The organism is Wolbachia endosymbiont of Cantharis cryptica, assembly GCF_964277405.1.
Lineage (GTDB): Bacteria > Pseudomonadota > Alphaproteobacteria > Rickettsiales > Anaplasmataceae > Wolbachia.
This window is the reverse complement of sequence record NZ_OZ195521.1, coordinates 388,676-408,231: the sequence shown is the minus strand read 5'-3', so window position 1 is coordinate 408,231 and position 19,556 is coordinate 388,676. Positions and strand designations below refer to the sequence as shown.

Below are 19,556 nucleotides of genomic sequence, written 5' to 3'. Positions count from 1 at the left end.
TAATTTTTTGAGTACTTTTCATAACAGAATATACTACTAATGCTAAATCGAGGGTTATAATAGTCAGCGTAACTAATACTGCCAACTGTATTTTTATCTCTAAACTTGTTTTTGCTTTGTTCTCCCTTAGAACCTGTTTAAAATCTCGAAAGGATAAGGTAAAATAGGGGTAGATTAAGAATGAGGTATATCTATGCGAAAAAGTTATCCAAGTGATATAAGTCGAGAGCAATTTGAAAAAATCAAACCAATTCTGGAGAGTAGCAGGAGGAAAACAAAACCAAGAAAACTTGATTTATATGATGTATTTTGTACAGTATTATACGTCCTAAAAAGTGGTTGCCAGTGGAGGATGTTGCCAAAAGATTTTCCAAGGTGGGAGAGCATATATTATTATTTTCAAATGTGGAATAAAAAGGATGGAGAAGAACCAAGTTTGTTGGAATTAGTCTTAAAAAAAATTAGTTGGAGAGGTCCGTATCAACAATGGTCGGAAAGAGAAAACCAGTTTCTGCATAATTGATGCTCAAAGCGTTAAAAACGCAGATACTGCTGAAAGAAAGGGTTATGATGCAGGTAAAAAGATTTCAGGTATAAAGCGTCATATCGCAGTTGATACACAGGGCTTGCCACATGCAATTCATATAACAACGGCAGAAGCAACTGATCGTAGCAGTGCTGTAAAAATGGTGGGAAATGCTAAAGAAAACCTCTCTGAAGTCAAAAATATACTCGTTGATGCTGGCTATACAGGAGAAAATTTTGCAACACAAATAAAAGTAACTATTGGTGCAGCTGTTGAGGTAATAAAACGAAGCGAATTACATACCTTTGCTGTATTGCCAAAAAGATGGGTTGTTGAGCGGTCTTTTGCTTGGTTGGAAAAATGCAGGCGATTGTGGAAAAACTGTGAGCGAAAACTCAATACTAGCCTACAAATGGTCGTTCTTTCCTTCGTTTCTCTCTTATTGCGAAGATTTTAAACAGGTTCTAAGAAGATTTGATTCATTTGTAGAAGGTAAAATAAGAAATTTGGGCTCAAAAGAACAGACTAGAATACGTATTGAAATTAAAGATGCATATCCAGAAATAACAGCAAGTCTTGAAAGAGGAGTTGAATTTAGTGGTAATGTTGGGTTAGATAATGTTTTAGAAAAGTGCAAGAAGTGCTTTTGTATAAATGTCCTACCAAAGGATAAAGTATCAACTTGTTTTTCTGATGTAGGAGTAACCAAGCTTGGAAATACTTTGAGTAAGTAGATGAGGATATGGAAGATATAATATACCAAATAGTGAAAAGCTTATAATAGAATTTAAAGTAAAGGTAGCCAAAATAATTAGGGAAACCAGTAGCAAGTTTGATGGTCCTAATACTAAAGTAGCTTTGATATAGAAGTTTGGGTAACGTTATGATAGTAATTTATATAATTCTATGTACAATCTTCATAGCTGTTTTAGACAGTTCACTAGATTCTTAATGAGGGGATATGTCTAACTTAGAGAGGGTTTTCATAAATGTTGAAGTGAATAAGTAGGGATATTATGTTTTTTCCTTGAGTTGTAAAATTTCAGAATGAGAGAGATCGGTAATTTGAGCGATAACATCTATAGAAACACCAGCCTTGAGTGAGTTTTTGGCCACAGCTATTTTAGTCTGTTTTTCACCCTCTTCTCTCCCTTTTTCTGCACCAATCTTGATGCCACGTTCTTCACCAATGAGGATGCCTTCTTGTCTACCTTCTTGTCTACCTTCTTGTCTACCTTTTTGTCTACCTTTTTGAGTAGCATCATCGAGTTTTTGAGCAAGAATAGCTTTTTCTTTTTGCACGCTCAATATTCTTTCTTCATATGCGATCAAATCCTTTTCATTCCAGCGGAACCTGTCTAATTCATCATATGCTAGCTTTATTATCGGAGCTTCTGCTGCTATCTTTTTCAGATCTTCATCAGTTGTTTCTTCTGCGTATTTAAAAAAGAAACACCATCTCTCTGTAGTATTCTCTAACTGCTCTACTCTATTTTTTGTAAATTTAGGCAACTCAATAAAGACAAATTGTAGATCTTTTAAGTAATGACCATTGGTTTTGATATCACGTATATTATGAGTAGAAATATAGTCAACTTCTTCAGGCAGAAGGTTACAATTGGAAATAGCAATAAAGAAGACTTTCTGAAGATCAATATAATTACCAGATTTATCTAATTGTCTTGAGTAAGCCTTAGCAGCATAAAGTTGAGCGCGTTTTTCAAAGCCCTTATCACGAGCGAGCTGCATTTCGATGACAAATCTATTACCAATAGAGTCTTTGCAAAGAACATCAACAATGCTTTGTTTGTCAGAAGCAATTTCAGGATCCATGATAGTACTGAGGAATTCAATCTCCATTATTTGATCAGAAGTAGAAAAACCTAAGATATCGTTGAGGAAGTGAATGAGGATATTTTTATTCTTTTCAGAGCCAAAGATTTTCTTAAAACTAAGATCGTTTTTTGGATCAAGAAATTTAGAAAAAGCCATGATAAATTAACCTAGAAAGCATTAATAATGATACACAATTCTGAAGAAATATTCAACTAAAATTAAAATATGTTAGTCAGAGAATGATCTACTCAGAAGGACTAGCATTTTAGGCTTTATAGGGTTTCTATACATCTTTATTACAATTATTTCTGTTTTGAAATTAGTGAAGATGCCTAATAGAGATTGATTTTTTTTAACATTAAAGCTATATCTTCATCAGACTGAGAGTTGGAAATATGGCAATAATTTTTTTAGACACAAAAACTATAAATCGTATAGCAGCGGGAGAGGTAATAGAGAGGCCAGCAAGTGTAGTAAAGGAATTAGTAGAAAATGCAATAGATGCTGGAAGTTCAGAGATAGAGATCAAGATAGAAAGTGGTGGGCGTAACCTCATTACTGTCACAGATGATGGAAGTGGAATAGAAAAAGACGATTTAGAACTTGCGTTTATGCGTCACGCTACTTCAAAATTAAGCGATAGTGAGTTAATAGAAATCAAACATCTTGGCTTTAGAGGAGAAGCTTTGCCTTCAATTGCTGCAGTAAGTAGAATAAAATTATCGTCTAAAGCGAGCAGAACGGATGAAGCATGGTCTATAAGATATGAGGGAGGAGAAAAAATAAGAGAGATTATCCCTTGTTCTTTGTTGCAAGGTACATATATTGAAATTCGTGACTTATTTTTTGCCACACCAAATAGATTAAAATTTCTAAAAACCGAGAGGGCAGAAACACAAAGCATTGTTGACATTGTAAATAACTTAGCAATGATTAACTATAGTATTGGGTTTACTCTCACTTCCGGTAATAAAAAGCTCTTAAAATATGTTAAGCAAACTTCATTATTTAACAGATTATGTGAAACAGAAGAAGAATTTCAGAGCAATTCGCTGGAAGTTAAAGAGGAAGAAGACGGCATCAAACTTACGGGACACATCTGTAAACCAACTATTAGTCGTGGTAATTCAACTCAGATCTATACGTTTGTTAATGGCAGGCCAATAAAAGACAATCTACTTATTGGTGCAATTCGATATGCGTATCAGGACTTTATTCCAAGTGGGAGGTATCCTTTTGCAGTGCTGCACTTAGAGATACCATACGATCAAGTAGATGTAAATGTGCATCCAAATAAATCAGAGGTAAGGTTTCAGAACAAGAGGCTAGTATATGAAATAGTGAGAAGAGGAATAATAAAAGCATTATCGACTAGAGTAGGCACGTTTGCAGCAAGTGATGTTGAGTCTCAAAGTATTGAGGAGTTTGATAGCCAAGAGCCGGTTAATAGTAAAGAGAAAAAAAATCAAAAAGAGTTTTATGAAAAGAGGCCAAGTCTTTTAGAAAATCGTTTAATGAAAGAATGCAATGCACCAGATGAAAGAAGGCAAAGCTTACCAGAAACGTTTAAATATGGAGAATCTCCACCCCAAAAGGGAACGATGGTTCTAGAAAAGAAGCAAATTGATTTGATAGAGGATCACCCTCTAGGATATGCACGCTGTCAGGTCTACAATACTTACATTATTGCTGAGGCTGGAGATAGGCTGATTATAGTAGATCAACATGCAGCCTATGAGAGATTAATATACGAGTGCTTAACAAGCATAAAAAGACAAAAACTTCTCATTCCTGAAATAGTTGAAATTAAAAACCAAGCTGGAATGGAGATGGTTAAAACTTATAAAGATAAGCTTTTTGAAATGGGTTTTGGTATTGAAATAGAATCAGAAGATAAAGTAAGGGTAAAAGAAATACCTGCAATCTTGGGAACAATAGATATAAAAGAGATGCTAGTTGATATAGTAGATAAGTTAATGGAAATAGAAGATACGCTACCAATAGAGGATAAGGTGAACAAAATATCATCCATAATCGCTTGCCACGGAGCAGGAAGAAAAATGAAATTGGAAGAGATGAATGAGATACTAAGACAAATTGAGAAAACTCCATATTCTGATCACGGAAGACCAACGTATATAGAAATGAAACTAAGTGATATAGAAAAATTGTTTGAAAGGAGATGAGTTCAGTTTGTCAAAAAGGTTCCCAATTAAGTATACGTAACAGCTCTTCTGGTTATGGAGTATAAAATGTGAAAAAAGAGAATAAATGCTCTAATTTTTTAGATTACAAAGTAATAGGACAGGAAGTAAGAAATCGTAGATTAGCAAAGGGATATACTCAAAAAGATTTAGCAAAAAAAATCGGAACAACATATCAGGTAATACTTCAATACGAAAAAGGAACACGCAGAATTTCAATTAAGAAGTTATATGAATTAGCAGAAGCATTATCAACAACTGCTAGAGACCTAGCTTGCGGACAAGAAGTATCAAATGAGGAAAGGTATGAGGGAGAAGAGATAGTAAATCTAGTAAGAAGACATAAAGAGATTAAGGATCAAGAATTACGTGAAACGTTTTATTTATTAACTAAATTTATCCGTATTAGTGAGGAAAAAAGTGGAAAGGCAGTAAAAATAGAAGTGGCAAAGGGTTTAGTTAAGGAAGGAGTTTCTGCTCATGTTATCTCTCGAACAACCAATTTATCTGTTGATGAATATGATAATGATGAGAAAAAAATTTCCATTCCGTATAAAGTAGGTCAAAGAATAAAAGAATGGAGGTTGAGAAGAGGATACACTCAGGAAGATTTAGCAAGTAAAGTGGGCATAATAAATCAAAGAATATATGAATATGAACAAGGACGAGCTGGTGTTTCACTTGAAATGTTAGATGAAATAGCAAAGGTACTATCAATTAGTATTACAGACCTACTTCCAGAAACAAGAGAAAATGAGAATAGTGAAGCAGAGCTATCAAGGTTAATAGAAGAATATAAAAAGATTAAAAGCCAAGAGCTACGTAATGTACTAATAAAATCTCTGTTTGAAAGCATGCAAGTTTGCAAAGAGAAAGTGAAGAGAGTAGAAAAGATGAAAATTGCAAGGAATTTAGTTAAGGAAGGAATTTCTATCAATATTATCTTAAAAACAGTAGGCCTCTCCTTGAACGAAATTCAACAAGTTTAAAATAAAGAAATCGCCATATATTAATATCTTTACCTATTCATAAAAAAATAAGCAAAAAAGATTTAAAAATTGATTTGACTTCACTCAAAAGCTATGGCCTTATGCCAATGCTGACAAAAAAACAGCAGTAAATATATAAAAACATTTTGTTATTAGTGAAGGGTAATTTTTATGAATAATAAGAAAAGTAGTAGAGATCGTAGAGAAGAAATAGAGTTCAGAGCATTAGAAAGCAACGGTAAAGCACTACTTGATCGTGAAGTAATAGAAACGTTTCTAAGTGCAGTACATGATAGGGAAGAAGCTCGCATTATTGCTAGAAAGCTAATAGATAGTTTTGGAATAGGAGGAGTTTTAGGCCAGGAAATAGATGATTTGAAAACTGTAGAAGGGATAACTGACTCTACAGTAGCAGTAATTTTATGCCTAAAGGAAGCTGCAAAAAGAGTACCAAGAGAAGAGTTAAAGAAAGGACCTGTAATGGATAACTTGGAAACCATCGTAAAATATTTAAGGGTGAGTATTGGTTATTCAGAGGAGGAAAAGATGAAAATAATATATTTTGATCAAAAGTGCCGTTTAAAGGGGGAAGAAGTGTTTACTGGTACAGTGGATAAGGTACCTTTTTACATAAGAGAAGTAACAAGAAAGGCATTAATAAGAAAAGCGACGTCAATAATAATATCGCATAACCACCCAGAAGGAAGGTTAAAGCCATCTGATGAGGATGAAGCTGTAACTAAAGACTTGGCTAAAGCTTGTCAGACTATAGGAATTAGGTTACTGGATCACATTATCATTACAAGTGTTGGATATTTTAGTTTTAAAGAGCAAGGACTGTTATAAAGCAGATATTTGAAGATTTTCATGAGTTATTTAACTACTTGAATGAAGAAAGTATTTGCAAATGCATTAATCATTGCTTATAATTAATGAGAAAGTATATATTAAATTAATTATAAAGTAATAAAGTCAGTTGTAGACTTAGTAAAGTATATTTAATAGCGGAGGCTAATATGAGTAATAAAATAATTGTACCTTTTGATGATCAAGAAGGAGGTACTTACGAGTTAAACATTGATCTTGATAGATTATCAAAAGGTGAGGTGTTAAATGCTATTGTAGGAATTGGTCGTACTAAGGAGCAATCCACCTTTGTAAGCAAAATTAATAAGGCTAAAAAGCCTGAAGAAATAGCACCTTTCCCTGGTAGAGAAGTTCGCGAAAACAAAATCAACTATGGGAAAGGATTTGACTATGTTTATGGCACAAAACCTGTAAGTGATCAAGAAGATAAAAATCCATTTGCTTCAGCTTTGAAAAAAATAAAGCCGAGTGAAGGTGAAAGTGAAACTTTGAGCTGGTTTAAAAGTGAAGTGGTAGAGGCAAAGAATGTAAATGAATTGCACAAAGTTATAGACAAAGTACTAGCTTCTGGAGGAAGGCTAAATGCATGTAATGATGGAGAGTGGAGCTTCGCGGAATATGTGATATTGGGTACGCATTTTCATAAATTTGATAAGGCTGATTGTAAAAAGCTAATACGTAAATTAATGCTAAACGGTGCAGAGTTTCATGATACTTTATTGGAGAATAAATTGATAGGTGAAATCTATAATGAGCTACAACCAGAAGTTCAGCTACAGATAGATGAGAGACTAGAAGAACTAGAGAAAGTTGGAGAAAGTGCTGTGCAAGAAGGAGAATTAATAGATGTTGAGATAGATAATACAACATCGTATATAGAATTTTCCGAAGATAGCAAAATAGAAGTAGCCAAAATACTGAGAGAGTTAGGAAGTAATATTTTAAAAATTGGCAATGATGCAGTTGAGGTTAAAAGTGAGAAAGGAGGTGTAAGAAACTATACCGATATGTCAGATGGAAGTTCTGTTGTATTAGAATTTCCTACAAGCATTGGTGAGCTAAATATTATATTGTACCAGGACGTAAAAAATTGCAATCAAGTACAAGTAAAAGTAGCGGATAAGGAATTATGGGCTGAATTACAAAAAAGGGGAGAAGAAATTGGAAAAAATTGCCTTTTCGGTGGAGTAAAACTTAAAGAAGCAGTAGAGAGAGGTAATTTCACTAGATGTGGCATATGGAGTGAAAAGTGTGCTATAAAAGAGGTTAGCAATAATGAAGTATTGTCTCCGTGGGTAAATAGAATACGTGAAGGTAGTAAAGAAACCTTTAGAGAACTTTAATTCATTTATTTTAAGGTTCCAGAGTTTACTGGAGCCTTTGAGCTATAGTAGAAAATATTATATATATGGTTTTTTGCGTGGAAAAAAGTCTAGATCATGAAGTAGGACAAAAAGTAAAAAGTTGGAGGTTAGAGCGAGGTTATACTCAGAAGGGTTTAGCTGAGAAAATTGGTGTAAAGTACTGGGTAATACTGCAATATGAGAAAGGGAACCGTAAAATTCCAATTAAGAAGTTATATGCTATAGCAGAAGCATTATCAGTAAATGTTAAAGGTCTAGTTTGTGGAGAAACACTACCAAATGAAAAAAGATATTTTGAAGATGAAGAAATATTAAATTTAGTAAAGGGTTATAAAGATAAAGAATTAAGCGAGGTATTTTATTTATTAACCAAATTTATTCGTTTGAGTGAGGAAAGAAGCAGAAAAGCGGTAAAAATAGAAGTAGCAAGGGGTTTGATGAAAGTAGGAGTTTCTGCTCATGTTATCTCTCGAACAACTAACTTATCTATTGGTGAGTATGAGAAGAACAAAATTCCGGTTCCATACAAAGTAGGGCAAAGGATAAAAGAGTGGAGATTGATACGAGGATATACACAAAAAGATTTAGCGAATAAAGTTGGCATAACAAATCAAGGAATATACGAGTATGAACAAGGGAGAGCTGCTGTTTCACTTGAAATGTTAGATGAAATAGCAAAGGTATTATCAATCAGTATCATAGATCTACTTCCCGAATCAGATGAAGATAGTGAAGCGGAAGAAAAGCTATCAAACTTGATAGAAGAATACAAAAAGATTGAGAGTCGGGAATTACGCGATATGCTAATCAAGTCTTTATTTGAAGGTATACATGTTTGTAGAGAAAAGGTCAGAGAGGAAAAGAAGATTGAAGTTGCAAGGAATTTAGTGAAAGAAGGAATTTCTGTTGATATTATCTTGCAAACGACAGGCTTATCAAATTATATGATTGAGAAATTTTTGTGATTTCATAAAAACTTAGCCAATAGTGGATTTTTTTGTGATAGAATATATGTTTGCTTCTGTAGGAAAAACAGCTTTTAGAGGATTTATCTATGATAATTCAGAGCATATTGGTTCAGTAAACTACGAGCTAGGGAAAAAAATAGAAGGTTATAGGATAGTACAAGGGTATACTCAGGCAAAATTAGCAAGCAAAATTGGTTTAACACATAAGGAAATACATAACTTTGAACTAGGGTGCAAGGCTATTACAATCAAAGAATCGTATATAATAGCAAGAGCATTGTCAGTCAATGTTGTAGATCTACTTCCAGGACCAACAGTACTAAGAGAAAACAGTTGGTATGAAGATGAGGATAAAGAAATAGTCTATCTAACAAAAATACATAGAGAAATTAAGGATCAGGAATTACGCAAGAAGCTGTATCCATTAGTAAGGTTTGTATATATTAGCGAGAAAATTAGTCAAGAAGAAGCAAAAATAGAAGTAGCAAAGAATCTAGTGCAAGAAGGAGTTTCAGTTGATATTATTTCCCAAGTGACTCGCTTATCTACTTACGAATATGATGATATAGAGAAAGAAATTTGTACTGATTCTATACTCTACAAAGTGGGGAAAAGGATAAAAGAGCAGAGATTAATACGGGAATACACTCAGGAGGACTTGGCAAATAAAATAGGTTCAACACCTAAAGAAATACACGACTATGAACGAGGATATACAGACATTCCAATTGAAATATTATATAAGATAGCAAAGACATTATCAGTTAACATTAAAGCTCTTGGACTAACAGAATATGAAAATGAGCCAATTTTGCGGTTTGTAGGTAAATGCGAAAAAATTGAGGATCAAGAATTACTGGATACGGTAGCCAGATCTTTATCTGAAGGAATGCAAACTGGTAAAGAAAAGGTTAAAAAAGCAGAGAAAATCAAGATTGCAAAAGATCTAGTTAAGGCAGGTATTCCTATTGATATTATTGTGCGAACAAGTGCCCTAACTGCTGATGAGTTGGGTGATTGTGAAAATTAAATTGTGTTAAAGATAGTTAATAGTGTTAAATAATATATTAAGATATAAGTAGAAATAGTTATATATTTAATATTTCTATACAGAATTTATCTATCAGTTCCTGATTTTTCTCTATCATTGCATTTGCCTCCTCCTGCAGAGATTTGATATTTTTTGATGTAATATTATCCATGTCAGATGATGCTATTTTTAATTGCGATTGTATGCGTATATATTTATCAGCTATAACTTGATCAAGTTGGTAGTTTACTGCATCTAAACTTGAAGCAAACATCACATGTAATAGTGGTTTTATCCAGCCTATTTTTCCAAATCTCTTTGAATTGGCATACTCTATGCTTCTATCTGTTCTTCCAGTACCTATCGATAACAATAGAATATCATCATTTGGAAATAACCTCTTACCACTTGCATATGCACAAGCCGCAGGATTATTTGCAAATACCCCTCCATCCACTAATACTCTATCTATCTGGTCAATTTTTAGATGTTTTGGTATGAAATAAGTGGGCGCTGCAGTTGTAGCTCGTAATGCATCTTTCAATTTGATAAAATCTCTATCTTCTTTCCAGCTCTTAAAAAAGAAAGGATGGTTGTTATGAATATCATAACTGGTAAGCAGTACATTACTTAAAGTGTTTTGTAGAGTATCATCACCAAAATATTTATCCAGTACAAATTCAATGTTTTTATGTGAATATTGTGCACAATTAAACCAAGAAAATATTGATCTTCTCAAAAATGAAGATTTAAAAATATATGACCCGTATTCTTGGTAAAGCTCAACTAAATCATTAGCTGAATATTGAGGGCTTCCTTGTTTATCTTTTTTACATAATCCTGCTACAACAATTCCACCGGTTGAAGTACCAGCCATTAGATCAAAGATTTCAGCTATCGGTTTCTTTGCACTCTTTTCTATTTCTGCTAGAATAATGGCTGGTATTATACCTCTTATGCCTCCGCCGTCAACGGATAAAATGTATTTTACCACTGTAGTTGTTATTTGTGTTTTTGCTCAAGCTCATTAACTTCTTCAATGAGGTTTTTTACCCGCTCCTCAAGGCGATAAACTGTTTCCATTAGTCCGTGATTTCGTTCTATAAATTGATCATGAATTTGTACTTTTAAATCAAGCTTGGCCATCCACCATATGACTGCTACAGTCTGTATTACCATAGTGATAATTACTGCTAGCGGGATTTTTTGATTTTTCATAATTTGTGTTATTGAAAATTTGTACTGCGTGTTGTGAGAAAATAACTATAATTTTATTGCTTTGACTTATATTGCTTTTCCGCCTGATCAAGCAGGTCTATAATTTCTCTGTAAGGTTTATCTCTATAATAAAATGACCTTTTAAATGCCCTAGCTCTTGGAGTTTGTTCTTTCCAACCTCTAATATAAGGGTTGGCTCCTCTCTTCAACAAAAGTTTTACAACCTCTAATTGACCACCGTCAGCAGCACCAAGTAGTGCTAAGCTAATATTTATATCTACTCCTTCATCTAATAGAAATGTAACAATTTCTAAGCATCCTTTCTCTGAAGCATAATATAATGCCCTTTCACTAATACTTGAATCACTTCTACTTTTTTTTACTAATGATTTCACAGTTTCTAAGTCACAGTTCTTAGCTGCTACTTCTAACATTTTCTGATACTCCTCAGCAGCCTTGGGTTTTTGATAGTAATACGTAATAACAACACATACTATGATCACTATAAACCACAATGTAGCTTGTTTCTTGCTCATGTTCGGCATTTTTTTTGCATTAAATCAACAATGTACTTATTTTCTCTTAAACATAATTACTCAAAGAAGCTGATAATGTAGTACGATATCCTGAGCTATTTAAAATATGTTCTGCTCTATCAATTACCCATTCACCATCTATATCCTGATTGAACCCTACAAGATTAAGTTTTGCCTCTGCACATAACTCTGGATTACCTGGTATTGTCATCTCTAGATTCTCATTGTTACGCTGTAGTTGTTTAAATCTGGCATTTGCAGAGCTTAAAGCTGATTCTGCATTTGAGTAAACTGTTTGTATAGCGTAACTTGGTTCACCGCTACCTACTCTTTCCGATATAGTCTCTCCCTTTTCATAGCTATGCCATTTCGCTACTACTGAATTGTATTTATCACGTACAGTAAAATGCACTTTCCAATTAATTGTGTCTTGAGGTCTAATAGTCGTTGTTCCTAAGGCTTTTCCCGTTGCTGACTTTGCTGCACCTTTTGGAATAAATAATATATACCCTCCTGCCAGTTTTGCCATAGCTTCGCGCTCTATAGCTATTCTAGTCAATAAACTTATATCGCTCTCTTCAGTTTGGTCAATGTGTAGTATCAATATGTCTTTAAATTCTTCAGCAACTTTGTATCCATATCCATGTTTATTTGCTATTTCCTTGACTAAATCACCTAACGTAATCTGGTGCCACTCTCTGGATACTTTTTCTTTTAGTGAGATCATCAAATTTGTTGTATGAGCTTTGATTGTTAAGGTTTTTGGTGGACTTTGTACTGTAACTTCATTGACTCTATATACACCTATGGGTAACACTTCTGTTTCTCTATATCCCAAAGCAATCTTTAGCTCTTTTGGAACTTTTATGTTATCATCCCTGTAATCGACACATATTTCAGCTACATCTTCTATAGTCCCTGATTCATCAGTAACATGCATTGACACCAAGCGATCTTTTGCTAACTCATACCCTTCAATAATAAATTCTGGTTGCACCTTATCCCCAAATCTTTAAGGTTGATTTCTGTGGAGGTTTCTCGATTACAGGTAACTTAATTTTCAATCCTGCAGGCAAAAAACTTCCGTACTCCGCAAGTCCAGGGTTTTCTTCTAATACTATTTCTACTGCTCCTGAAGTAAATCCATAGTGCTTCCAGCAAATATAGTCTAACATATCATTTTCTTTTGCTAAGTAATATATAGTCATGAATAACGCTTCAAACTTAAATTAAATTCAACTTTTTTTGGCAACCCGCAAGGGAAAAATGATGTTTGCTTTTCTTCAAAGCGAGTAATTACAAATTGCCCTAAAACATTTCCCATGCTATCAACTAAAGTGTGAGGTTTTTCTGCTTCTTTTACACTATTTAATTGACTTAAATTTCCAGAGTTATGAAGATAAATTACTCCTTCTAAATCTATATTTTCTGCCCCTTGACCAATATTTTGTAATGAAGGTGTTTTACCAATAGATTCAATTACACTCCAACGATTTTCTTTGCTATATTTCAAACTTATCGGAGCAAATTTATATGGACCAAGAGATAACATTTTTAATAAATGGGATCTACCGTATCGAACATAACATCACGTGATTTTTCTCTTATCCTTTTTATTACTTCATCTGCAAGGCTACGGATATCTTGCTTTGGCTCTGCTTTAATAATGATATGATAATTATTGGCGATGTTCTGAGTTTTGTTTTGTTCTTTATTTTCAAACTTACTCCTTGCAAAATCTGCAAATATCTTATCATTATCGCTCTCTGTAAACTTTTTCTTCTCAATAAGGCTTTTGATTCTGAAGCTATTCTGATTTCTATTGGAAAATTTTTTAATTATACTGTTATCTAGCAAAGGATTTCCACTATTGAGAATATTACTCTTTAAGGGAGTATGGACTGCTTTTACTTCAGTAACAATACTTTTCCTTTTTTCAAACTCTTTCAGTGGACTATTCTCAGAGATTTTTCCAAACACACTGCTAATAGTATTTCCTGTCCATGAAAAAGCTTCTTCTATGGGTTTTATTATCGATTTTATATACTTCCAAAAGCTAGAGAAAAAGTCTTTCACCTTTTGCCAGTTAGTGATAACAAGAGCTGCACCAGTAACAAGACTCGCTATTAAAAGTCCAATTGGGTTACTCATTACAGCGAGTGTTATTGCTCTTAGCCCTGTTATTACTGCTGGTAGAGCTGATGACAGTAGAGGAAAAGCTTTCATTGCTAAGCTCAGAGTTGCAGCTTTTAAAAAACTTAGTCCAGTAATTACTGCTGGAATAGCATACGTTGATAATGATATTAATGCTGGCTTCAGTATTCCATGCAAAAAAACCGAGAAAGCAAGCATTCCACCTCTAACTAAATTCCATGCATAACCACCGCTTACTACTAGAACTTTAAGACCTATTAGTGCTGCTATGGTACTCATTATTCCTGTAGTAATAACTGGAAATTTTTCTGCAAATCGAGCTATGGGGTTAGTTATCTCTCTTAAAAGACTACTTATCGATTTTAAAGGAGGTAGCATTACTGAGCCCAAATTCATTCCTACTTCTGCTATTGCATTTCTCAGTAATCGTAAATTATTTGCTGTGGTTGCTGCACGATTGTTAAATTCTTTTTGCATGGATTTTTCAAATTCTTTTTCGTCAGCTACATGAGCTATAGCCTCTTTAAAATTTTTTAGGCTTCCAACTAGTAACGCAACGTCATCCTGATATTCTTGACCAAAGAGGTTGAGAAGAATTTGAGAACGTTCCTGTTTATCTACTTTCTCCAGAGTTTCAAAAAAATAAAGTAGTGCGCCTTGACTATTTTCACCAATCCTTTGTACTATTTCTTCTGCAGCTATTCCCATGCCTTCTAATGCTGTTTTGAACTCTTTGCTCTGTCCCTCAGCAGTCTGGAGTTTACTAAGTAGAGCGTTTATTGCAGTTGCAGCTTTTGCTGGTTGTTTACCTAAACTAATAAAGGCATTTACTAAACTACTTGTTTCCTTAATACCAAAGCCAAACTGTTTTGCAGTACCACCAACTATTGCTAGAGCTTCAACCATATCTTTTGCCTTAGCAGCAGTCTTGTCTGATAAGTGATTTATAATGTCACCCACCCACTCCATCCTGTCTACATCTATTCCATAGATATTGGCAAGTTTAGCTATGGAATCACCTGCTTGCTCTGCAGACATATCAAATGCTGTGGACATTTTAGCCACTGTTGTCGTAAACTTAATCAGATCATCTTTTTTTACACCAAGTTGTCCACCACTTGCAGCAATTTGAGCTAACCCTGCAGCCGACAGTGGTATTGTACGGGATAGTTCCTTTAATGTCTGACCAAATTCTGCGGCTCCTTGATTGTGAGCTGCCTCATCCTCAGCAAATTGCACTACTTTCTTAACATCAGCCATAGCACTTTCAAAATCAATAGCAACTTTAACTGGCGCTGCAAGCGAAAGGCCTAGTCCAATAGTCTCTATTATTTGTGACTTAAAATGTGCTTTGCTTGCTAAAAAACTTTGGTGACTACGTATTGCAGACCCAAGCTTACCATACTTACCTTTTAGCACTTCAATAGAAGAACCAAGTTTATATTGATCACTTACTAATGACTTAATATTTCTTCCACTTTTCCTTACTTCTTCATTAAATGAATGTAAAGCATCTTTCTTTTTCAAATATGCTTCTTTTGCTTTTGTTGCGGAGGTTTTGGCCTTGTCAAATTCTGCTTTTAAAGTTTTGCTTGGTTTCTCTACCGCTTTCATTTGTTTAGCTAAAGATTTTACTTGATCTTCAAAGCCCTTCCATGATCTCCTGCTAGTTAAAACATCACTACCCAACTGCTTAAACTTTGATACTGATTTTAAAGATGAATCAAGCTTTCTTATATTCTCACCAAGACGAGTAAGTTGACTACTACTTCCCTTTATTACAGTATTAAAACTGCCATCAAGTACCGCACCTATTTTTATCGATAATACTGACATTTGAACTCCCTAGCTAATTTGCTCCATAAAATAAACTCACTAATCTCCATATCAAGAATGTGCTCAACTCCACCACCTATGATAGAGCCAAGCACTAGTATTTCTAATCTCAAGTTTTTTGGATAATCGGTGAAAAAAAATCCTTTAATACCTCTTGAATTTTCACATAATCAGCAATATCTAATTCTTCAATTGCTTCTTTTGCAACTGATGTCAGATTGGCAGTCAAAGTTACTTCCTTATTTAGGTCACTACCATTAATGCGTTCTATTGCCAAATAGTCTCTAACTTTTGGACGTCTAACGGTAAGTTCTGAGACAGAAATTCCATCAACTGTTATTGGGTTATTAAGTGTTATAGCTTGCATGTTCCTCCTTAAAAAGTTAATTAAATAAAAGTCTATATCGGCTTTTACATAACTAATTTCTTTGTATGGTGCTATAAATAGGATTAGCTTTGATAAGAATCTTTTCTGTGTTCAATTGAAGTAATAACTACTGTATGTTCTGGTACATCTATATAATAAAGTATACGATAGGTACTCACCCGTAGACTACGTTGTCCACTTAAGTTATGCTTTAATGGCTTTCCAAGTCCAATTGGATCAACTGTTAGACGCTCCATTATTGCCTTCTTAATCATTAACTTTACTTTTGCTGGAAGAGCCGGAATGTCTTTCTTTATAACAGATTCTGAATAGTCTATATTGTAAGGCTTAATCCCAGAAGGCATCTTGATGTTTAACCCTCTTTTCTTTATAGCGTTCGTCAGCAATCTTAGATAATTCCATATCTTCAATTTCTTCTTCCATTAATTCAGTTAATAACTTTAAAACGGACTTGTCTTGAGATTGTGCTACACTAACAAGTAAACCAGTTAGCTGCTCTATGGAATTTGTATGAGCTTTAGAATCCATATTAACTATATACCTACAACTTCTTATATTTTAACATTTTTATGTAATTTTGTCAACCATATTAGATCCCTAGAATCGTTTGTAGCAAGGCCATTTGATCAACACCATTTATCTTTCTAATCATATTTTCAGCATCGATTTCTATCAGCTCATTACCGCCTATAGTAAGTTTATAGTAATGGGCAGCTACAGTACATTTCAGCGTTGCTTTCTCAGCAGGTTTCCAGTTACCAAAATCAAATTCTTTAAAAATGCCTCTTAAATTGATTATTACTGCTCCAATATCATTACTTCCACTACCTTGCATTCCACCTCTGAGCGTCAAAGATACCGAATTTCCATTTATCAACCCAAATAGCCGAAAGAGCTCTGTATCGTATTCAGCAAAAGTGAAATCTGCTTCAAGCTTTTCCATGCCCATGTCAATATTTATTGGAATATCCATACCACCAGCTCTGTACTCTTCGGTTTTTATGGTAAGCTTCGGCAAGGTTATTTCATCTATTTTTCCTGCATAACCACGACCATCTACAAATACGTTAAAATTTCTCAGTATTTTGGGTAACACTTCGCTTTCTCCTAACTTATTACACTATTATTTACAAGATGGGATCTGAATATTATTTGCTCAGCTGGATATGGCGGTGTAAACTCAAAATCAAAATACACTTTTCCGCTTGCAATATTTGCCGGTGTATTGAGTTCGGGAGTTGCATAACATTTTCCACTGATAATTGCTCCTTGCGCTTTTAAACTTGCAAGGTAAGAATTCACCCCCTCAATCACATCATCTATATAAGTTTTTGTGATATTGCGATCAACTGCCCAGAGATGAGCTCGAAGTAAACTATCGTTAATTAAATCTGCAGTGCGCCTTACTGATAGAAAAGCCCATTTCGAATCGTTTGAACATGTGACCTTACCCAGAAAAAGTAGAGAGGAAGTTAAACCATTTTTGAAGTAAAATAAAACATGATTATGAGGGCTTATTATGGTAAAGAACAGAAAAAATTACACAGTGGAATTTAAATTAGAGGCAATAAAGTTGGTAAAGGAAACGGGGCAGTCAGCAAGCAAAATAGCTAAAGATTTAGGAATAGATAACAGTACACTAAGTGACTGGATAAAAAAATATAACGAAAAAGGATCAATAGAAGAAGCATTTCCTGGTAAGGGAAAGTTGGCACCATGTGATAAAGAAAAGTTTGAATTAAAGAAAGAACTAACAAGAGTTACTAGAGAAAGAGACATTTAAAAAAAAGCCCTGGGATATTTTGCAAGTCACAAAGAGTAAAATATTTATTTATCAAAAAGCATGGAAACTACTATAAAGTACAGGAGTTATGCAGGATTTTGAAAGTATCTGCTAGCGGCTACTACAAATGGACTAGTAAGAAGAAAAGCAGCAAAGAATTAACAAGGGAGCAGCTTCTAGCAGACATTCAAAAAATATACCAAGCATCTAATTGTAGATATGGGGCACCTAAGATTCATGCTGAACTAAAGGCTTTAGGTAAAAATTGCAACATCAAAACAGTGCAGGATATCATGCAAAAAAATGGTATTCAAGCTAGACTGAGGCGAAGATTCAAAAGCAAAAAACAGCAGACTGACAATAGGGTTATAACTCCCAATATATTGGACCAAAACTTTACTACTAGTCAGCCAAATAAAGTATGGGTAACTGATATTACATACATAAAAACTAAGGATGGATGGCTATATTTGGCAGCAATAATTGATCTATATTCACGTATGGTAGTTGGCTGGTCAATGAGTAGTACAATAACTAAGCGATTAGTTATAGATGCTTTATTGATGGCTGTTGATAAGCGCAAACCAGCCAAAGATCTGCTATTTCATAGTGATCAAGGTTCACAATATACCTCTAAAAATTATCAGTTTTTGCTGAACACAAAAAACATCATTTCCAGCATGAGTCACACAGGCTGTTGTTATGACAACTCTGTTGTTGAAAGCTTTTTCAGCTCACTCAAACGGGAGCTTCTTATTGATACTTCGCAACACTCTGCTCAGCAAACTAGAACTGCTATATTTGAGTACATAGAAATTTTTTATAACAAACAGCGTAGACATTCTACTATTAATTATTGCATTCCTGAGAAATTTGATTCATCATTTTCATAATAAAAATGGCTTAACTTCCTCTCTACTTTTTCTGGGTAAGGTCAGTATGTCAAAACTGTGGATATGCTTATACCGGTTCACATTGTAGAAGTGGGGAAAAAACATATAGCTATTATCGTTGTAATGCGCGTGTTATGATTAATAGTTACGATAAATGTGACAATAAATATATCCGTGCAGATATGTTAGAAATGGTTATATGGGAAGAAGTAAAAAGTTTGTTAAAGAACCCAGAAAGGATTAAAAGGGAGTACCAACGTAGAGTTTCAGAAAATAAAAATGATGAATCATCAGATAAAAAATTTGCAAGAAGGGAAAGTCAAATAAAACAAGGTATCGAAAAACTAATGGAAGATTATTATAGTCAAGGCGGGGAAAAATATATAAGTGAGAAAGAATTTAAGCAGACAATGAAAAAAATGAAGGAACGTTTAGAAGAAATAGAAGAAGAGAAGAAAAAGGTTGTTGATCAAAAGACACTACAGGAGAGAATGAGCATTATTATCAATAGCATAAAGGGTTTTTATTCTAGTGTAAAATCGAACCTAGACTACCTAGATTGGCAAACTAAATGTGGTATTATTAGGACATTAATAAAACAAATTAACATTGGTCTTAATCAGGTAGAAGCGGTATTTCGGATCAGAGAACTAGCGCAGGAGGAAGGGATTTTTAATTTGCGACATTGTATTGAACGCGTTGGCGTTTTTTAAGCCTTAAACGCTGCAATTTAGCTGCTTTTAAGTGCAACTAACCTTAGCTAAAATGTTTAAGAAACTTACTGGACAGAAAAAAAAGGCAAAGAAAACCCACGGTAGCTAGTTATTACACTCTCTATTTTAAAATTTGACGTTGGGTGATGTCTTGAACGCTTTATAAGCGCGTTTCAGCTTGAAAACCTAGAAATTTTATAAAGACATACGGTGCACATAGTGCAAAAAATTAAACAATAGTACGCCAAATA

At 34.1% G+C, this 19,556-nt stretch carries 23 protein-coding genes and 2 pseudogenes; 11 read left to right on the top strand and 14 right to left on the bottom strand.

The features are described from left to right. Positions 1-193: 193 nt before the first annotated feature. Both ACICP6_RS01955 and ACICP6_RS01950 read left to right on the top strand, forming a co-directional pair. Positions 194-983 (top strand): IS5 family transposase gene (locus ACICP6_RS01955; RefSeq protein ID WP_395462624.1). Its coding sequence is split into 2 segments (ribosomal slippage): positions 194-454 and positions 456-983, totalling 789 coding nucleotides; the frame shifts between segments, so codons are not numbered across the junction. Beyond that, positions 871-1,260, top strand: a complete 390-nt coding sequence (locus ACICP6_RS01950) for a hypothetical protein (protein ID WP_395463691.1) — start codon at positions 871-873, stop codon at positions 1,258-1,260. The genes ACICP6_RS01955 and ACICP6_RS01950 overlap by 113 nt, the downstream gene beginning before the upstream one ends. Positions 1,261-1,540: 280 nt before the next feature. On the opposite strand, the gene ACICP6_RS01945 is transcribed toward ACICP6_RS01950, so the two are convergent. Next, a complete protein-coding gene (locus ACICP6_RS01945; RefSeq protein WP_395463398.1) occupies positions 1,541-2,518 on the bottom strand; it encodes an Rpn family recombination-promoting nuclease/putative transposase in 978 nt (325 codons plus the stop codon). Positions 2,519-2,757: 239 nt separating this feature from the next. Between ACICP6_RS01945 and mutL the strand changes: the two genes are divergently transcribed. From mutL to ACICP6_RS01915, 6 genes are all read left to right on the top strand, one after another. Further along, positions 2,758-4,548: a DNA mismatch repair endonuclease MutL gene (gene mutL / locus ACICP6_RS01940; RefSeq protein WP_395463397.1), complete on the top strand. Its 1,791-nt coding sequence runs from the start codon at positions 2,758-2,760 to the stop codon at positions 4,546-4,548. A gap of 68 nt (positions 4,549-4,616) precedes the next feature. Then, a complete protein-coding gene (locus tag ACICP6_RS01935) occupies positions 4,617-5,555 on the top strand; it encodes a helix-turn-helix domain-containing protein (protein WP_395463396.1) in 939 nt (312 codons plus the stop codon). A 171-nt stretch (positions 5,556-5,726) separates the two neighbouring features. Next, the gene (locus ACICP6_RS01930; RefSeq protein ID WP_353278681.1) at positions 5,727-6,401 is read left to right on the top strand and encodes a RadC family protein; all 675 of its coding nucleotides are present in this window, start codon (positions 5,727-5,729) and stop codon (positions 6,399-6,401) included. A gap of 170 nt (positions 6,402-6,571) precedes the next feature. Then, positions 6,572-7,765, top strand: a complete 1,194-nt coding sequence (locus ACICP6_RS01925; RefSeq protein WP_395463395.1) for a hypothetical protein — start codon at positions 6,572-6,574, stop codon at positions 7,763-7,765. 65 nt (positions 7,766-7,830) lie between these two features. Then, entirely contained in the window at positions 7,831-8,751 is a 921-nt protein-coding gene (locus ACICP6_RS01920) for a helix-turn-helix domain-containing protein (RefSeq protein ID WP_395463394.1), read from the top strand. 46 nt (positions 8,752-8,797) lie between these two features. After that, positions 8,798-9,784, top strand: coding sequence for a helix-turn-helix domain-containing protein (locus ACICP6_RS01915; protein WP_395463637.1), 987 nt, complete (start codon positions 8,798-8,800; stop codon positions 9,782-9,784). A 58-nt stretch (positions 9,785-9,842) separates the two neighbouring features. On the opposite strand, the gene ACICP6_RS01910 is transcribed toward ACICP6_RS01915, so the two are convergent. The 13 genes and pseudogenes from ACICP6_RS01910 to ACICP6_RS01850 form a co-directional block, all read right to left on the bottom strand. Beyond that, a complete protein-coding gene (locus tag ACICP6_RS01910; protein ID WP_395463393.1) occupies positions 9,843-10,778 on the bottom strand; it encodes a patatin-like phospholipase family protein in 936 nt (311 codons plus the stop codon). Between the two features lie 8 nt (positions 10,779-10,786). Further along, positions 10,787-11,002, bottom strand: a complete 216-nt coding sequence (locus ACICP6_RS01905) for a hypothetical protein (protein WP_395463392.1) — start codon at positions 11,000-11,002, stop codon at positions 10,787-10,789. 53 nt (positions 11,003-11,055) lie between these two features. Further along, positions 11,056-11,538, bottom strand: a complete 483-nt coding sequence (locus tag ACICP6_RS01900) for an ankyrin repeat domain-containing protein (RefSeq protein WP_395463391.1) — start codon at positions 11,536-11,538, stop codon at positions 11,056-11,058. A 46-nt stretch (positions 11,539-11,584) separates the two neighbouring features. Then, complete coding sequence (locus ACICP6_RS01895; RefSeq protein ID WP_395463390.1) at positions 11,585-12,535, bottom strand: contractile injection system protein, VgrG/Pvc8 family; 951 nt, start codon at positions 12,533-12,535, stop codon at positions 11,585-11,587. 1 nt (position 12,536) lies between these two features. Continuing rightward, positions 12,537-12,746 carry a tail protein X gene (locus ACICP6_RS01890; protein WP_395463389.1) on the bottom strand — a complete coding sequence of 70 codons (210 nt, stop codon included), beginning with the start codon at positions 12,744-12,746 and terminating at the stop codon, positions 12,537-12,539. Then, positions 12,743-13,090, bottom strand: coding sequence for a phage tail protein (locus ACICP6_RS01885; RefSeq protein WP_395463388.1), 348 nt, complete (start codon positions 13,088-13,090; stop codon positions 12,743-12,745). The genes ACICP6_RS01890 and ACICP6_RS01885 overlap by 4 nt, the downstream gene beginning before the upstream one ends. A gap of 2 nt (positions 13,091-13,092) precedes the next feature. Then, positions 13,093-15,528 carry a phage tail tape measure protein gene (locus ACICP6_RS01880; protein ID WP_395463387.1) on the bottom strand — a complete coding sequence of 812 codons (2,436 nt, stop codon included), beginning with the start codon at positions 15,526-15,528 and terminating at the stop codon, positions 13,093-13,095. Next, positions 15,510-15,641: a hypothetical protein gene (locus tag ACICP6_RS01875; protein WP_255565541.1), complete on the bottom strand. Its 132-nt coding sequence runs from the start codon at positions 15,639-15,641 to the stop codon at positions 15,510-15,512. The genes ACICP6_RS01880 and ACICP6_RS01875 overlap by 19 nt, the downstream gene beginning before the upstream one ends. After that, positions 15,638-15,895: a phage tail assembly protein gene (locus ACICP6_RS01870; protein ID WP_395463386.1), complete on the bottom strand. Its 258-nt coding sequence runs from the start codon at positions 15,893-15,895 to the stop codon at positions 15,638-15,640. The genes ACICP6_RS01875 and ACICP6_RS01870 overlap by 4 nt, the downstream gene beginning before the upstream one ends. 83 nt (positions 15,896-15,978) lie before the next feature. Next, positions 15,979-16,260, bottom strand: coding sequence for a type II toxin-antitoxin system RelE family toxin (locus ACICP6_RS01865; protein WP_010082215.1), 282 nt, complete (start codon positions 16,258-16,260; stop codon positions 15,979-15,981). Then, positions 16,244-16,444, bottom strand: coding sequence for a hypothetical protein (locus ACICP6_RS01860; protein ID WP_007303020.1), 201 nt, complete (start codon positions 16,442-16,444; stop codon positions 16,244-16,246). Before ACICP6_RS01860 ends, ACICP6_RS01865 begins: the two co-directional genes overlap by 17 nt. Before the next feature lie 61 nt (positions 16,445-16,505). Then, positions 16,506-17,012: a phage major tail tube protein gene (locus ACICP6_RS01855; RefSeq protein ID WP_253303050.1), complete on the bottom strand. Its 507-nt coding sequence runs from the start codon at positions 17,010-17,012 to the stop codon at positions 16,506-16,508. A gap of 11 nt (positions 17,013-17,023) precedes the next feature. Next, positions 17,024-17,368, bottom strand: a pseudogene (locus ACICP6_RS01850) (phage tail sheath C-terminal domain-containing protein); the annotation flags it as partial. A gap of 67 nt (positions 17,369-17,435) precedes the next feature. Here ACICP6_RS01850 and ACICP6_RS01845 point away from each other — a divergent pair. From ACICP6_RS01845 to ACICP6_RS01835, 3 genes and pseudogenes are all read left to right on the top strand, one after another. Further along, positions 17,436-17,699 (top strand): transposase, encoded by a 264-nt coding sequence (locus tag ACICP6_RS01845; protein ID WP_395462617.1) that lies wholly within the window; start codon positions 17,436-17,438, stop codon positions 17,697-17,699. 14 nt (positions 17,700-17,713) lie between these two features. After that, the gene (locus ACICP6_RS01840; protein WP_395463625.1) at positions 17,714-18,592 is read left to right on the top strand and encodes an IS3 family transposase; all 879 of its coding nucleotides are present in this window, start codon (positions 17,714-17,716) and stop codon (positions 18,590-18,592) included. A 104-nt stretch (positions 18,593-18,696) separates the two neighbouring features. Then, a pseudogene (locus tag ACICP6_RS01835) lies at positions 18,697-19,305 on the top strand (zinc ribbon domain-containing protein); the annotation flags it as partial. Positions 19,306-19,556: the final 251 nt, after the last annotated feature.

Excerpts from the sequence above, each read along its gene's own strand:
- ACICP6_RS01890 (WP_395463389.1), bottom strand. The coding sequence starts at position 12,746 with ATGACTATATATTACTTAGCAAAAGAAAATGATATGTTAGACTATATT.
- ACICP6_RS01945 (WP_395463398.1), bottom strand. The coding sequence starts at position 2,518 with ATGGCTTTTTCTAAATTTCTTGATCCAAAAAACGATCTTAGTTTTAAG.
- ACICP6_RS01860 (WP_007303020.1), bottom strand. The coding sequence starts at position 16,444 with ATGGATTCTAAAGCTCATACAAATTCCATAGAGCAGCTAACTGGTTTA.
- ACICP6_RS01865 (WP_010082215.1), bottom strand. The coding sequence starts at position 16,260 with ATGCCTTCTGGGATTAAGCCTTACAATATAGACTATTCAGAATCTGTT.
- ACICP6_RS01925 (WP_395463395.1), top strand. The coding sequence starts at position 6,572 with ATGAGTAATAAAATAATTGTACCTTTTGATGATCAAGAAGGAGGTACT.
- ACICP6_RS01905 (WP_395463392.1), bottom strand. The coding sequence starts at position 11,002 with ATGAAAAATCAAAAAATCCCGCTAGCAGTAATTATCACTATGGTAATA.
- ACICP6_RS01870 (WP_395463386.1), bottom strand. The coding sequence starts at position 15,895 with ATGCAAGCTATAACACTTAATAACCCAATAACAGTTGATGGAATTTCT.
- ACICP6_RS01920 (WP_395463394.1), top strand. The coding sequence starts at position 7,831 with ATGGTTTTTTGCGTGGAAAAAAGTCTAGATCATGAAGTAGGACAAAAA.
- ACICP6_RS01900 (WP_395463391.1), bottom strand. The coding sequence starts at position 11,538 with ATGAGCAAGAAACAAGCTACATTGTGGTTTATAGTGATCATAGTATGT.
- ACICP6_RS01915 (WP_395463637.1), top strand. The coding sequence starts at position 8,798 with ATGTTTGCTTCTGTAGGAAAAACAGCTTTTAGAGGATTTATCTATGAT.
- ACICP6_RS01880 (WP_395463387.1), bottom strand. The coding sequence starts at position 15,528 with ATGTCAGTATTATCGATAAAAATAGGTGCGGTACTTGATGGCAGTTTT.
- ACICP6_RS01885 (WP_395463388.1), bottom strand. The coding sequence starts at position 13,090 with ATGTTATCTCTTGGTCCATATAAATTTGCTCCGATAAGTTTGAAATAT.
- mutL (WP_395463397.1), top strand. The coding sequence starts at position 2,758 with ATGGCAATAATTTTTTTAGACACAAAAACTATAAATCGTATAGCAGCG.
- ACICP6_RS01845 (WP_395462617.1), top strand. The coding sequence starts at position 17,436 with ATGGTAAAGAACAGAAAAAATTACACAGTGGAATTTAAATTAGAGGCA.
- ACICP6_RS01930 (WP_353278681.1), top strand. The coding sequence starts at position 5,727 with ATGAATAATAAGAAAAGTAGTAGAGATCGTAGAGAAGAAATAGAGTTC.